This window comes from Candidatus Phyllobacterium onerii, from assembly GCF_028331445.1.
Classification (GTDB): Bacteria; Pseudomonadota; Alphaproteobacteria; order Rhizobiales; family Rhizobiaceae; genus Phyllobacterium; species Phyllobacterium onerii.
On the sequence record NZ_JAQMHX010000017.1, the window covers coordinates 22,116 to 35,775 of the forward strand.

The 13,660-nt window shown below is 57.6% G+C and carries 12 protein-coding genes; all 12 read right to left on the bottom strand.

Annotated elements, in window-relative coordinates:
* Positions 1-21: 21 nt before the first annotated feature.
* Positions 22-540 carry a tripartite tricarboxylate transporter TctB family protein gene (locus PHA01_RS25345; protein WP_271899061.1) on the bottom strand — a complete coding sequence of 173 codons (519 nt, stop codon included), beginning with the start codon at positions 538-540 and terminating at the stop codon, positions 22-24.
* Complete coding sequence (locus PHA01_RS25350; RefSeq protein WP_112531467.1) at positions 537-2,039, bottom strand: tripartite tricarboxylate transporter permease; 1,503 nt, start codon at positions 2,037-2,039, stop codon at positions 537-539. Before PHA01_RS25350 ends, PHA01_RS25345 begins: the two co-directional genes overlap by 4 nt.
* A gap of 25 nt (positions 2,040-2,064) precedes the next feature.
* Positions 2,065-3,024, bottom strand: coding sequence for a Bug family tripartite tricarboxylate transporter substrate binding protein (locus PHA01_RS25355; protein WP_271899062.1), 960 nt, complete (start codon positions 3,022-3,024; stop codon positions 2,065-2,067).
* Positions 3,025-3,139: 115 nt separating this feature from the next.
* On the bottom strand, positions 3,140-3,778 hold the full coding sequence (locus PHA01_RS25360; RefSeq protein WP_271899063.1) for a YjbE family putative metal transport protein: 639 nt from the start codon (positions 3,776-3,778) through the stop codon (positions 3,140-3,142).
* A 71-nt stretch (positions 3,779-3,849) separates the two neighbouring features.
* Positions 3,850-4,845 (bottom strand): LysR family transcriptional regulator, encoded by a 996-nt coding sequence (locus PHA01_RS25365; RefSeq protein WP_271899064.1) that lies wholly within the window; start codon positions 4,843-4,845, stop codon positions 3,850-3,852.
* Positions 4,846-4,865: 20 nt separating this feature from the next.
* Positions 4,866-6,371 (bottom strand): ethanolamine ammonia-lyase reactivating factor EutA, encoded by a 1,506-nt coding sequence (locus PHA01_RS25370; protein WP_271899065.1) that lies wholly within the window; start codon positions 6,369-6,371, stop codon positions 4,866-4,868.
* Positions 6,372-6,437: 66 nt separating this feature from the next.
* A complete protein-coding gene (locus PHA01_RS25375) occupies positions 6,438-7,667 on the bottom strand; it encodes a cupin domain-containing protein (protein ID WP_271899066.1) in 1,230 nt (409 codons plus the stop codon).
* Positions 7,668-7,758: 91 nt separating this feature from the next.
* The gene (locus PHA01_RS25380) at positions 7,759-8,619 is read right to left on the bottom strand and encodes an NAD(P)-dependent oxidoreductase (RefSeq protein ID WP_271899067.1); all 861 of its coding nucleotides are present in this window, start codon (positions 8,617-8,619) and stop codon (positions 7,759-7,761) included.
* A 33-nt stretch (positions 8,620-8,652) separates the two neighbouring features.
* Positions 8,653-10,431 carry a thiamine pyrophosphate-binding protein gene (locus PHA01_RS25385; protein ID WP_271899068.1) on the bottom strand — a complete coding sequence of 593 codons (1,779 nt, stop codon included), beginning with the start codon at positions 10,429-10,431 and terminating at the stop codon, positions 8,653-8,655.
* 77 nt (positions 10,432-10,508) lie between these two features.
* Positions 10,509-11,513, bottom strand: coding sequence for a Bug family tripartite tricarboxylate transporter substrate binding protein (locus tag PHA01_RS25390; protein WP_271899069.1), 1,005 nt, complete (start codon positions 11,511-11,513; stop codon positions 10,509-10,511).
* A 71-nt stretch (positions 11,514-11,584) separates the two neighbouring features.
* On the bottom strand, positions 11,585-12,121 hold the full coding sequence (locus PHA01_RS25395; protein WP_271899070.1) for a tripartite tricarboxylate transporter TctB family protein: 537 nt from the start codon (positions 12,119-12,121) through the stop codon (positions 11,585-11,587).
* Positions 12,118-13,629, bottom strand: a complete 1,512-nt coding sequence (locus tag PHA01_RS25400) for a tripartite tricarboxylate transporter permease (protein ID WP_271899071.1) — start codon at positions 13,627-13,629, stop codon at positions 12,118-12,120. The genes PHA01_RS25395 and PHA01_RS25400 overlap by 4 nt, the downstream gene beginning before the upstream one ends.
* Positions 13,630-13,660 lie beyond the last annotated feature (31 nt).

Consider the following 13,660-nt stretch of genomic DNA (forward strand, 5'->3'; position numbering starts at 1 on the left):
AGCTCCTGGATTTCATGCGCATCATTCAAAGAGCATGCCGCGGTAAAGGGGGATGGAAAGGATCATCTCGAAGCTGACCCAAAGGAACAGTGCGATCGAGGCTGCGATCAGGACGCTGAACTTGACGCTCTTGCGGCCCTCGACGATCATGTAAGATGCGACATAGGCCGGCACTGCAGGGAGGATGCCGACTATCATGACGGCGGCTGTAAATGCGGCGACCCAACCGACGGCCAATAGTTCCTTTTGCCCTGAAGGATGTTCCTCGCCTTCGTCGCCTGCCGACTTTGGAACGCCCGGCAATCCGCTTGCCGGGTTGAGATAGCGCCGGACCAATTCTCCGGTCGAGGTCGATGTTCGCGACAGTATATCCAGCGCAATCAAGACGATCAGGACATAACCGATGAGAAGCGGGACCTCACGCGAAGCCGGAGGATAGCCATAGGCCGCGACAATGAATATCAGCGTAACCGCAAGAAACGCCAGCGGCGGGCTAAAATTCTCGGCAAGCGCCGAAAAGCTCTTTCGGGGAGCGCTCATGATACTTCCTCGACTGAATGGCGCCGCTGCAAAAGCGTGCGTATCATTGGATAGGTCAAAGCCATGACGATCAATGCAAACAGCAGCGCGGAAATCGGCCGCGTCACGAAGATCGACCAACTGCCGCCTGAGATCATCATCGCCTGCGCGAAGCTGCGTTCGGCAAGCTCGCCGAGCACCAATGCGATGACCAGCGGCAACCGCGGGTAATCGAAACGGATCAGCAGATAACCGATCACGCCGAAGACGAAGGCAAGCACAATATCACCCGGCAGCGAGTTGTTGGCGTAGGCACCGACGAACGAGATCGCAATGACTGACGGTACCAGGATATGTGCATCGAGCCGCGTAATCATGGCCAGAGGCCGGACCATCATCAATCCGATCACCGATGCAAGAATGGATGACAGGGTAAGCGTCAGGATAAGACCATAGATCTCCGCCTCATGATGCAGGATCATCGTCGGTCCGGGTTCCATCCCGTGCAGCACGAGCACACCGAGCAGCACCGCCATCTCGGCTGTACCGGGAATACCGAACGCGAGCGTCGGGATGAGATTGCCGCCGTCCTTGGCGTTGTTGGCAGCCTCCGGCGCGATCACGCCTTCGATATTGCCCTTGCCGAAGCTTTCCGGATTTTTGGATGCCTGAACCGTACTGAAATAAGCGAGGAACGCGGCGACGGTGCCGCCGACGCCGGGTATGGCCCCCACCAGCGTTCCGATCAGCGAACCGCGCAGAAGTGTCTTCCAATACTTGAACGAAGCCCAGACACCGTCGAGCGTCCCTGTCAGGCCGACCTGCCCCTTGTCCTTGGCGATCGAGCCGCCCTTGGCCGAAAGCTCGATCATTTCCGGAAAAGCGAACAGACCGATCATCGCCGGTGCAAGCGGGATGCCTTCCCACAAATGCTCGATGCCAAATGTGAACCGCGTCCCGCCATTGACATTGTCGAAGCCGATAAACGCGAACAGCAGCCCGATGCCGCCGACGATCATGGCACGAAGCATGCGCCCTGGCGCGCAGGCGGCGATCGTCACAAGGCCAAGGGTTGCCAGCAGGAAGAATTCCGATGGACCAAAGGCAAGCACGATCTTCTTGGAGATCGGAATAACCAGCAACAGCGTGAACACGCCGATGACCCCGCCCACCGATGAGGCGCTGGCGGAAGCACCAAGCGCCAGCCCTGCCTTGCCTTGTTGCGCGAGCGGATAGCCATCGAGACAGGTCGCTGCATTCGGAGCGCCGCCCGGCAGGTTGATAAGGATCGACGTGACAGACCCACCGAAGGATACGGCGCCCATGAGCCCGCCGGCGAGCGAGAGTGCCGAATACGGATCGAGACCGACCGTCATCGGTCCGAACACGGCAAGCGCGGTGGTGCCGCCCATACCGGGAACGACACCGACGACAAGCCCAATCAACATTCCGATGGTCAGGAAAAGCAGCGACTGGAATGTAAATACGTTGCCAGCAGCGGTTAGCGCGACATCAAGCATGGATATTCCTCGAACAGATTACAGCCTAGTTTGCAGGGCCGAGATACTTGCTGTAGCGCTCGTAGAAGTTGAATTGGCCTTCGAGAATTCCCTTGGCGGATGCTGCATCGCCAGGTTCGACCGCAATGCCGCTCTCCTTCGACCATGTCGCCATAGCCGGGTCCTGCATTGCCGCCATAAGACTCTCGGAAAGGGTCTTGGCCACCTCTGGCGGAAGATCTGGAGGACCGGCCACAAGACGTCCGACCGACAGTTTGGAAAGATCGGGCTGGCCCATTTCGACCGCGTTTTGAGCGCCCGGTACAGACGATTTTTCCTCGAAGGTTCCGATGATCCGCAATTCTCCGGATTCGACGAATTTCTCCATGACCGGAAGAGGACCGATCACCGCGTCTCCGTCGCCGCGAATGACCGCGAGCACATAATCATTGCTGCCCTTGTAGCCCGAGATGATTTCGCGCTTGATACCAAGCATGTCGGTGGCGATCATCGTCGCCGAATAGGCGGTTGATGAGGGTCCCGACGCTGTGAATTTCACCGGACGTCCAAGCGCCTTCAAATCCGCAACCGTTTTATAAGGCGACGCTGTAGGCACGCCGACGCCGTAACCATCCTGTCCGAAACTGCCAAGCCAAGTCATCTTCTTCAGATCGTACTGCAGATCGCTGTCGCCTCTGATCTGTGGAACGAGCATGCCCGGTATGTTGAAGATGCCGATCGTGTAGCCATCGGGTTTTGCGCGATAGACCTGCGCGGCTCCCCGCGCCCCGCCCGCGGCCGGAATGTTTGTCGGGACGATGTTGACGGATTGCGGCAAGTGACGCTCAAGGATCGGCGCAACGGCCCGCACATAGGTGTCGAAACCGCCGCCCGGGCTGACGGGTATGACGAATTGGATGTTCTTGGCCGGAAAATCCGCAGCCATCGCCACAGGGGCAATCACCATGCCAGCGCAGGTGATGAATGCTGCGAGCAACTTGTTCATTAATCTCTCCTCCATGTCCTCCGCCGGGAACGTCACATCGAGACCTAGCGGTGACAAGAACAAATTTTAGCTCTCTGCCCCATGGAAATTAGCTGGCAAGCTTCGATTGGTTCGATCAGGCGATGTGAATTCCGTAGAGTGTCGCGAGCTCATTGCCACCTTGCCAGACCATGTCGAGGGCGACGTAGACGATGATCGCCAAGCCTATCCAGCCAATCCACTTGTACCTGTTGAGGAGCTTCGCAACGAACGACGATGCCAGCCCCATCAGCAGAACGGACAAGATCAATCCGAATATCAGCGCGTGCATATTTTCCTTGGCCGCCCCGGCGACAGCCAGCACATTGTCGAGGGACATGGAAACATCGGCAAGAATGATCTGAAAGATGGCCTGGCGGAACATCTTGGGTTTGATGGCAAGCGCACCGCCATCAGTTGCTGCAAGGTGACCCTCATCGTCCGCCTCGGAAGCGCGCAGTTCCTGCAGCATTGTCCAGCAGATCCACAGAAGCAAAAGGCCGCCGGCGAACGTGATGCCGGTGATTGCAAGGAGCTTGACCGCCGTCACCGCGAAAACGATCCGGATGACCGCAGCCGCCGCAATGCCAGCGGCAATGGCCTTGCCACGCAGATCGTTGGCGAGACCTGCCGCCGCCATGGCGATGACGATCACATTGTCTCCCGACAGGAGCACGTTGATCATGATCACTTCGAAATACGCGGTAATGGTGGCTTGATCTAAATGGAACGGCATCGTTGGGTAGTCTCGCTTTAGTTGTGGTGAAACGCATCGCAGTCTGGGGAATTGTCCACCTGATATAGGCGCTAACTGGCGACGCTCGATTTCTCATAGTCCTGCATACGCGTTTTCAACCTGGTTTCCAGGATGGCCAGAAATGCGCGCACCTTCTTTGGTACGAACCGGCTCTTCGGATAGAATGCCTTGATCACCCGATCAGAAACGACGTCTCCGTCAAAAATCGGAACCAGTTGCCCCGACTGGATCTCAGCAGCAACGCTATAAAGTGGCAGGCGCACGATGCCGGCCCCTTCAACCGCTGCGAGCAAAATCGCGCCCTCAAGGTTGGAATGAAACGTTCCATCGACGGGAACGGCGACATCCTCGCCATCTGATCTGATCTGCCAGATCTTGGGGTCTCGTTTCTGCGTCATATGGACAAGGCAATTGTGGTTTTGAAGGTCGTGTGGGCGATTCGGCATTCCATGGCGAGCAAAATAACCCGGCGCCGCACAAATGGCATAGGGGGCTGGGCCGAGTTTGCGTTCAAAAAGACCGCTATGAAAAGACTCGTCATCTTCGAAATGACGGCTGCCGACGACGACGTCCACCCCTCGCTCCATAAGGCTCACCGAATTGACACTGACCGTCAGTTCCACTTTCACGGCCGGATATTCAGTGTTGAAATTGATGACAGCCGGGACGACCAGCCCCTGCCCTACCCCCGGTGTGGTGTGTATCCTGAGATTTCCGATCAATTCACTGCTGAGCCCGCTCGCATCTGCCTTGGCCGCATCGAGTTCCGCGAGTATCCGGACGCAATGTTCGAACAGCACACTGCCGGCATCGGTGAGAAACACCTTGTGCGTCGAGCGGTGCAGCAATGTCAGGGCCAGAGAGTTTTCGAGCTGAGTGACATGTTTGCTCATATAGGACGGCGACTTTGTGAAGATCTTTGCCGCTTCAGTAAAGCTGCCATACTGGACGACACGTGTGAATATAACGATGTCATTGAGGTCCAGCCCATCGAAACTTGACCGGGCGGCACCAGCACACTGGCTCGGTTCCTGGGCTTTTGCCATTACCTGTCAACCGCAGCAGGTCATGAGAAGAGCAGCGACTTGATGACGACCGGAATCACACCTGGCGGGTCGATGAATTCGCCGAGATCAACGAAATCCAGATCCTTGAGCTGCACGCCGTCGATGGACACCAGATTTGACCCAAGGTCGAGTTCTTTCTCGAGAATGCGGCCGATCGTTTGCCCGACATCGCCGTCGATCACCAGCACCAGCAGTTCCTGGCGCTGTCCTGCCGGCGCCGCTACCGACTTGATGGCTGTGGCCATTGCCAGAAGCCGCGGATAGTCCGGCAATCCGCTCCACGAGAATGCCAGAGCCAAGGGTAGTGACAGATCCCGGTCCTGACGTTCTGCACTTGCCTTGAAAATCCTTGCAATCTCATCGGCATTGATGACTTCGGGCAAACTGGTCCCGAGGTGAACGACGGGAATATTATGAGCAGGCAATGCCTTGATGCCGCTCATATAGAGCGTCTTGCCGCTGACCTGAACGGTAAACTGCGATGCGCCAATGACCGTTGCCCTGATGCGTTGTCCTGCATCAATGACCGGTACGTCGATGCGCGGACCTAGCTGCGCCACGATCTCCTGTGCCAGAATTCGCGCGATGTCCCCGTGATCCTCGGTCTCATAGCCAAAGATGTATTCGGAAACGCCGCCCGAAAAAGTAATGTATGTCGGCGCAACAGCTCTCTCCAAGGCGTCGGTCAGCAGCAATTCCTCGCCGAGATCATCAAGCGGACGTCCCAAAATCTGATCGACCGCGAGCGCAGCGAGCCGCTTTGTGATGGCTTGGCGGGACGCTTCCTCGGGCAATTCGTCACCGGAAATTTCGATACCGAGCGATTGCGCGACGATCCTTGCCGACTCGTCGGTGCGAGACCATTTTCCATGCTGGTCTTTTGCCAGCAAACGTCCGCCGACGGCGAAAGCGGCAACGCTGAGGATTTCCCCCTTGTCTATGAGCGCAAGTTTGGTCGTGCCCCCGCCGATATCAACGTGAAGCCCGCAAGCATTGCGTTTTCTCGAAAGGGCTGTCGCGCCGGAGCCGTGTGCAGCCAATATGGACTCAAGTTTATGGCCGGCAGTCGCACAGACGAATTTGCCTGATTCATTCGCGAATATTTCATCGATCGCGCGGGCGTTCGTCCGTTTTATGGCCTCACCTGTCAAGATGACTGCGCCTGAATCGACATCGGCCCGCTTGTAGCCGGCATCGTGATAGCAATGATGGAAGAAATGGCGAAGCTCATGGGCGTCGATCGTGCCGTTCGGCAGGAAGGGCGTGAGGAGAATGGGCGATCGCCACAGAACAGTGCGTTCGACAACCACAAACCGGCTCGACAGATCATCCTTCTCCCGCTGCAGAACGATACGGGCAAACAGCAGGTGCGAAGTGGAGCTGCCGATATCGATACCGACAGTGAGAAGCTCGAGGTTTTCCTGTTCCCAGATCGCCCGTGAAATCGCCAGCTGATCGGATTCCGACAAATCCTCGTGCTCATGGTCCAGATCAAAATCGTGCACTCATTTCTCCTGCTATACGAATTACAATTGAAGTCGCGCCGGCCAGCGCGACATCTCAACGAAGAACTAGATGGCCGGTCCCACCAGAACGGGCGTCTGGATGACACCTGTCAGCGATTCCTTGGGCAGCGCCAATACTGCGGCTTCGTCGAAGGTGTCGCCCATGGCAGAAGGCACGCCCGTCTCCTTGAGCGCCTCCAGGAATTTGCGATGTACGCGCGGATCCTGATCCTCGTACTCGATCTGGCGGCCACCGTCCTTCACAGACGTTGCGCCCTTGCCCTCCGCACTTTTACGCCGGAGTGATATGAAGGGGTAGCGTCGGCTCCCCAAGCTGCACGCGACATAGCGCGCTGGTTCAGGCCCCGTGTTAAAGTGCTGATGATACATCCAGAACGGCGGCGTATACATGAACCCGTGCTTCCACGGGAATTCCTTGAACTCCGACTCGCCCTCGTACCAGAGTAGCGAATAGCCCGTGCCGTCGACCGCATGAACATGCGTACCCGCGGCGTGGCGGTGCGCCTTCTTGTACCGGCCTACGGGCATCTGCGACACGTGCGCGTGCATGGTGCCATCGGCAAGCACGAAGTTGACGTTGAGCGATCCCTTGCCTCTTCCTTCGAACTCGTAAAGCTTGAAGCTGGTGAGGTCATGGACAAAATTGGTTTCCCAGACGTTCTGGATCTTGCGGGCTGACTCGGTCCCGTAGGAATAAAGCACGCCCTCGCCTTCGAAGTGTTTCGATTGCCCGGTTCTTTCGGGAAAGGCGAAGTCGTTTTTGAAGATGAAATCCAGATTGTGATAGAGATTGATGCTCAGTGGTGCATCATTGGTGCATGACAGCCGCACCCGTTCGCGCCCGGATCCGTTGTGAATCTGGTAAGTGCAGTTCAGCGGTATGGCAAACAGCGCCTTTGGTCCCCATTCGAAGGTCCGGACTTCGCCGTTGGGCAGCCAGACCGTCGTCGAACCGTATCCAGCAAGCACGAAGAAGAATGCTTCATAGAGGTGCTTGACGGGACTGGTCTTGCGACCGGGCAGAACCTCGATGACATAATTGGCCATGAAATCGCCCATACCTACAGTATGCGCAAAACAACCGCGTGCATCGTAGCGATCCCAAGGTCCTGTCTCAAGTTCGAGCAGATCATGGCCGAAATCAAAATGGATAGGGATTCCCTCACCCGTCGACCAATCCTTGTAAGGATCAACGAGAAATTTCGAATTGTTCGGATCCTGAACCGCAACGGGTCCGGAGCCAAGGGTCGTCGCTTTTTCAGCACTGGTCGCCATAGAACTCACTCTCGATTTACGTTTCTATTCCTGATTGGGAAGTTTCCGTTTCTGGCCCTGGGTATCGCCATTTCGGAAAACCATCTTTTCGTTAGCCAACCCCGCCTTCAGACGAGGACAACGGCCGAACCACCCTGCCGAGATAGCTTGCCTCCGGCCCATACAGCAGAGCTTTGACGTCATCGGCGTGCAACGTCTTGATGATCTGATCGACTTGTCCGGAAAGCGGCAGCATCAGGCCGCCCTTCTGGGCAAGGTCCAGCGTCACGTCCATATCCTTTTCCTGCCAGGTGAAGCGCGTGCTGTCCCACCGGCTGAGCGTGCCGTTGGTTCCTGGGCATTGCAGGAGGACTTCGCGCATTCGCTGTGCATCGATCCCGTAACGCTTGGCGATCAGCAACGTCTCGAAGTTGGCGACACAATGCACCCAATGCAGGAGGTTGTTGCAGGATTTGGCAATCTGGCCGGCTCCGCGTGGCCCAACGTGAATGAGGTCGCGGCTATAGCTCATCAAGATTGGCCGGATGCGCTCGATATCTTCTTCAGAACCACCGCACAGCGAAAGCAGGGTACCTTCGCGGGCGCCTGAAGCTCCGTAGACGACAGGCGCGTCAACGAGCCGCTTGCCCCTGGCTTCTATCTGCGGTCCGAGCTGGAGCATCGTCTCGGGGCTTATGGTGGCGGCAACGACGATGATAGCTCCGTCGGCGGCTTTTTCGGCCAGCTCCTGCGAAACGTCGACCACCTGCTGATCAGTCGCCACGACGAGAATGAACACATCCGCCGCCTGAGCCAGTTCCGCCAGACTTTCCCTCGTTGCGAGGCCGCGCTCGCGAGCCTTTCCAAGCTTTTCCTGGTTGACGTCGAAGACAGCAACCTCGATGTCATGGTCGAGTATGTGGCCGGCCATCGCCAGCCCCATCTCTCCAACTCCCACGACTCCAACCTTCATGTCTGCCTCCACATAAGCCGATACTCCATCGCTTCACCCGGCATGTTGCGTGATGATGTCGATGAGCGCGGGAACGCCGTTTTTGACCTGCGCTATCGCCCGGTCGAGTGCACTGGCGATATCCTTGGCATCTTCGATCGGACCTTCGGCGTACCAGCCAAATCCGCGGGCTATCGTGGAAAAGTCCGGGGCTGGATCCATGATGTCCATGCCGATATAGGCGCGTTCGACGGGCGTTCCGCGCTGGCGCGCCACGGTGATCTGGTGCTCCCAGTCGTTGTAATAGGCGCGGTTATTGTGCATGACGCAAAGGAACGGCACTTTGTGTTTTGCCGCAAACCAAAGAGCGCCGACATCAAACAATAGATCGCCATCGGTCTGGCAATCGACGACGAGCCGTCCGGTGCCGCGATGCGCAAGCGCCACGCCTGTCGCCATGCCGATCTGTGTTCCCGTCCCGAGCGCTTTGCCGGGCCAGCGGTAGGGTCGGTCGAAATCCCAGAGCTTCAGCGCCCAGTCCTCGAATGCGTTGGTTGTGAGAACCCAATCCTCATGCTGGATCTTATCCCACACCTCGGTGGCGAGCCGGGGCAAAGTGATCGGGCTTACATCCCAGTCGACCTTTGCCTGTTCGCGCCATTTCGCACGCTGTGCGTTATGCATTTCGGCAACAGCCTGCCCGCGTTCCGTAATCTTCCGGGCAAGTTTCGCGTCATCCTTGGCACGCTTGCCAATGATCGATGTCAGTGCAGGCAGGGCGAGCGCCGTATCGGCGAGCATACGCTGGGCACATTCGGGAAACCGCTGATAGTCGGTTGCCCATTTCGAAATCTCGATATCGGCAAAGCCGATATCCAGCCATTCGCAATGCGCGGGGAAAAGCGGCTTCAACGTGCGATTAATACGATCGTTTTCGTGCGTTGGCCGCTCCCAATCCCGGCAGTCGAGCAGGGTAATCAGGTCGGCTTGTTTGAATACGTCCCGGTTCATCCGCATATCGAGTGGATGCTCGGTCGGAAAATTCAGCCGCCATTGTGTGTCGGCGACGGGGGCGCCTAGCGTTTGCGCAAGGGCAACCATGTCCGAATAGCCGTTCTTGTCGCGACCGACGAATTGCGGCACCAGCACAGGCCAATCCGCTGCGACCAAGCGGTCTGCAGCCTCTTCAAGTGCGGCAGGATCGGGAGCGATCCGGCTCGGTGTTTTTGTGGATTTCAGCGATGGCAGCGCAATCGACTCGGAAAGCGGTGCCTCCTGCAAGGCGGCGTCATAGCACATGTAGATCGGGCCTTGCGGCTCGGTCATCATGATCGAATAGGCGCGGGCAAAACTGTCCACAACACCGCCCATGCCGCCTGGCTGATAATCCCATTTCACATAGTCACGGATCTGCGTGCCCTGGACGTTCGCCGTGTGGGCCCAATCGACCCGGGGCCGCCGCTTGCCCTCATCCATCGGTCCGGTGGCACCGATAACGAAGACTGGGGCACGATCCGTATAAGCGTAGTAAATGCCCATGGTGGCATGCAGGAGACCAACGACATTGTGCACAATGACAGCCAAAGGCTGGCCGGATGCTTTGGCATAGCCATGCGCTATCTGCACCGCGATCTTTTCGTGCTGGCAGAGCAGCATTGGCGGCTCATCGCCATTGTGGTTGACGAGCGAGTCATGAAGCCCGCGATAACTGGCGCCAGGATTGAGCGTTATGAAGGGAAACCCGTATTGCTTGATCAGGTCAGCGATAATATCGGATTGCCACCCAAGTCCGTCATTCTGCGTCACTGATGCTGTTGGCGCCGAGCTATCCATCGTCAATCCCTGTCCTGTTGATCAAATTTTAGGGCGACCAGAGTGGTCCGGTCGCCCCATGTCGGCAGAAAGTTCTGCTATTCCGGCTTCAGCGAGTCCTTGAGGAACTGCACGATTTCCGGTGTCTGATCCATCGCCGTTTTCACGGAGTCGCCCACGGCATCGCCGATGAGCGGATCAAGCGGTAGGCCGAGCGTCTTGGCTTTGGCGATAAATTCGGGATCTGACGTTGCCGCGGCATAGGCATCGCGCAGCACCTTCAGGCGATCGGCTGGAATGCCTGCAGGGCCGGCGGTCAATCGCGAAATGTTGCTCTGGGATGCTACGAGTTCGATAGCCTTCTTGCCTTCCTCGTTCGTAACCATCGAGGCAAGCTGCGGAACGTCGGTCTCAGAGCCACCGATCTGCGCGATGAACTTGCCGTTCCCGTCATCGACAAATTGCTGGAACGTCGAGCGCGAGCCGACAATGCCTTGCACTTCACCGCGGCGCATCGCCAGCTGATCTTCATTGCCGTTGTAGCCGGTAATCACCTGAATTGGCAGACCGATCGTCTTGACCAGCATTGTCGTCTCGATCGTCGATGCGCTGCCCACACCAGCCGCCGCAAACTTGATCGGCTCCTTAAGGTTTTTCAATTGATCGAAACTCGTGATACCGGAGTCCTTGGAAACCACGATGACCCGCGGATCCGAGGAAACCTTGCCGATCCAGGACATTTTTGTCAGATCGAACTTGATGCCGGGGTCGCCAGTCAACTGACCGTAGATAAGGCCGGTGTTGAAGGTACCGAAGGTCAGGCCGTCCGGGTCGGAAGCATAGATATAGTTCGTGCCGATAAGGTGGCCCGCTCCCGGCATGTTCTGCACGACGAACGTTGATCCCGGCAAGTGCTTCTGCATGAACTGCGTGATGAGACGGCCGTTCGTATCGTAACCGCCGCCGGGGGCCGTCGCGACGATATAGGTCACGGTTTTACCCTTGTAGAAGTCGGTAGCATCGTCCGCCAGCGCTATCCCGGACCCGAGCACCGCGACTATGGCGGCACCAAAAGCTGCCGTGCGAATTGATTGTCTGATCATTCCATTCCCTCCCTTTTTACTGCCTTGTTGCGGCAGCGATTGCTTGCTGTTCTGGATAGATAATTAGTCGGTTAACTCACTTCGAACCCCAAGGCTCGCAAAACGATCGGCGTCAGGAAGCCGTGGAACAGCTGCACGTGTAGCAGCACGCCGAACATTGAATAGAGAACCACTGTCGCCGCTACCGCGAGGAACAGTGCGAACTTCCAGCTCGCCTCCGCCTGCCGGCGGAGGAACGACACCAACATCACCGGCACGCTGATATAGAAGCCGAAGACGAGAACCGCCGCGATGAAACCGATAAAGTAGGCCCACATCGTCAGTTCGCCCGACACCGTGTGCGGACCGAATTCCGGTTCTTCCTCGGGGACAAGATTGGCCGGCACGCCCGCCTTCGATGCCGGCTGGAAGCTTTCGGCCAGCTGGTTGCCCGGTGCGCGCAACAGATCCATGCCGAGCTGCAGCAGGCACAACGCGATTCCCGGTATGCCGACCAGGAATGGCATGAACCGTGCGTTCGGCGGAAACTGGGTGGCCATTGCCACCATCGTGCCGAAGATCGCGAGCATGACGAAGGTGAGCCAGGTGCTGAAGCTGAGCTGTTTCATAGGTTCACTCCAACGCTTGAATTGGCACGATGCGGCCTGAAATTGCGGTAGAACGCATAGACCATCAGTCCAACGATCATGGCGATCAGGACAAGCGAGATGGGACGCAGGAAGAAGCTGTAACCCCAGAGCTGCAGTGCCTGATTGAGTGACGCTTCGGCTTTGCCTCCGAGAACGAGGCCGATCACGAAAGGCGAGCGTGGCCACCCTGCGCGAAGGAAGCCGTAACCAATCGCGCTGAACAGCACGAGGATGATGAGATTCTGCCATTGATAGTCACTGACGAAGCAGCCAAGTGATACGAAGACGAGAATAAATGGCACCAGATAGCGGCCATTGACGAAGGTAAGCACCGCGACCCAGCGGCAAACAACGAGCAGGATGCCAACCGCAATCAGATTGCCCACGACCAATGCCCATATCAACGTCCAGACAAGGTCGAGGTGTTGCGTGACCATCGTCGCGCCCGGCTGAATGCCGAGAATGAGGAACGCTCCAAGCAGCACGGCCATTCCGGAACTTCCGGGGATACCGAAGAAGAGGGTTGGCAGCAGCGAGCCGCCTTCCTTGCCGTTACTTGCGGTCTCAGGCGCGATCACACCTTCGATAGCGCCTTTGCCGAAACGCTCCGGTGTCTTCGAGCTTTGCACCGCATGGCCATAGCAAAGCCAGGCGGCAGTCGAACCGCCAAGGCCCGGGATCATGCCGATCACGGCGCCGATCACCGAGGTGCGCAGAACGAGCCACCAATGGCGCGGCACTTCCATGACACCCGAAAGCAATTGCTGATAGTTGAAGCCCTTATCCATTGGCACCGCCGAGATGGCTCCGCCCTTGGTGCTGAGCGCAATCATCTCCGGCACTGCAAAAAGAGCGAGCACGGCGGTGACGAGACTGACGCCATCCCACAGGAACAGCATGTCGCCGGCGTAGCGCGGCGTACCCGTTATCGGGTCCATGCCAATCGTAGACAGCATCAAGCCGTAAAAGCCGACGATCAGGCCTTTGACGATTTTCTTGCCGCTCGAGAGAAATGCGATGAAGCTGATGCCGAGAAGCGCAATCAGGAAGAACTCTGCCGGACTGAACATCAGAATGACCGGTTCGAGAATGGGTATCATGATGGCGAAGACGATCGCGCCGATGATGCCGCCGACGCCGGATGCAGTGATGCTGGCACCGAGTGCCCGCGCCGCCTGTCCCTGCTTGGCCAGCGGATATCCGTCGAGCGTCGTCGCGGCGTCGTCACCGTCACCGGGTATGCCGAACATGATGCTGGATATCTGGCCGCTGGTGCCGTTGACGGCGTGCATCGTCAGCAGGAACACCGCTCCGGAAACCTTGTCCATGCCGTAGACGAATGGAATGGCCATCGCGATGGAAAGCTTCCCGCCGATACCGGGCGTGACACCGACGAGCAATCCGAAAATGACGGCTATCAGCATGAGACCCATTATGTGGGGCGAGCTCACTAGGCCGTAGAGCGCGGCGAACATGGTGTCGATCATTACAGTATCAATCCTCCCATCCAACGAACGG

What these genes read in the sequence shown, in the direction of transcription:
- PHA01_RS25350 (WP_112531467.1), bottom strand. Translation starts at nt 2,039, where the DNA reads ATGCTTGATGTCGCGCTAACCGCTGCTGGCAACGTATTTACATTCCAG.
- PHA01_RS25360 (WP_271899063.1), bottom strand. Translation starts at nt 3,778, where the DNA reads ATGCCGTTCCATTTAGATCAAGCCACCATTACCGCGTATTTCGAAGTG.
- PHA01_RS25385 (WP_271899068.1), bottom strand. Translation starts at nt 10,431, where the DNA reads ATGGATAGCTCGGCGCCAACAGCATCAGTGACGCAGAATGACGGACTT.
- PHA01_RS25365 (WP_271899064.1), bottom strand. Translation starts at nt 4,845, where the DNA reads ATGGCAAAAGCCCAGGAACCGAGCCAGTGTGCTGGTGCCGCCCGGTCA.
- PHA01_RS25390 (WP_271899069.1), bottom strand. Translation starts at nt 11,513, where the DNA reads ATGATCAGACAATCAATTCGCACGGCAGCTTTTGGTGCCGCCATAGTC.
- PHA01_RS25375 (WP_271899066.1), bottom strand. Translation starts at nt 7,667, where the DNA reads ATGGCGACCAGTGCTGAAAAAGCGACGACCCTTGGCTCCGGACCCGTT.
- PHA01_RS25355 (WP_271899062.1), bottom strand. Translation starts at nt 3,024, where the DNA reads ATGAACAAGTTGCTCGCAGCATTCATCACCTGCGCTGGCATGGTGATT.
- PHA01_RS25395 (WP_271899070.1), bottom strand. Translation starts at nt 12,121, where the DNA reads ATGAAACAGCTCAGCTTCAGCACCTGGCTCACCTTCGTCATGCTCGCG.
- PHA01_RS25380 (WP_271899067.1), bottom strand. Translation starts at nt 8,619, where the DNA reads ATGAAGGTTGGAGTCGTGGGAGTTGGAGAGATGGGGCTGGCGATGGCC.
- PHA01_RS25400 (WP_271899071.1), bottom strand. Translation starts at nt 13,629, where the DNA reads ATGATCGACACCATGTTCGCCGCGCTCTACGGCCTAGTGAGCTCGCCC.
- PHA01_RS25345 (WP_271899061.1), bottom strand. Translation starts at nt 540, where the DNA reads ATGAGCGCTCCCCGAAAGAGCTTTTCGGCGCTTGCCGAGAATTTTAGC.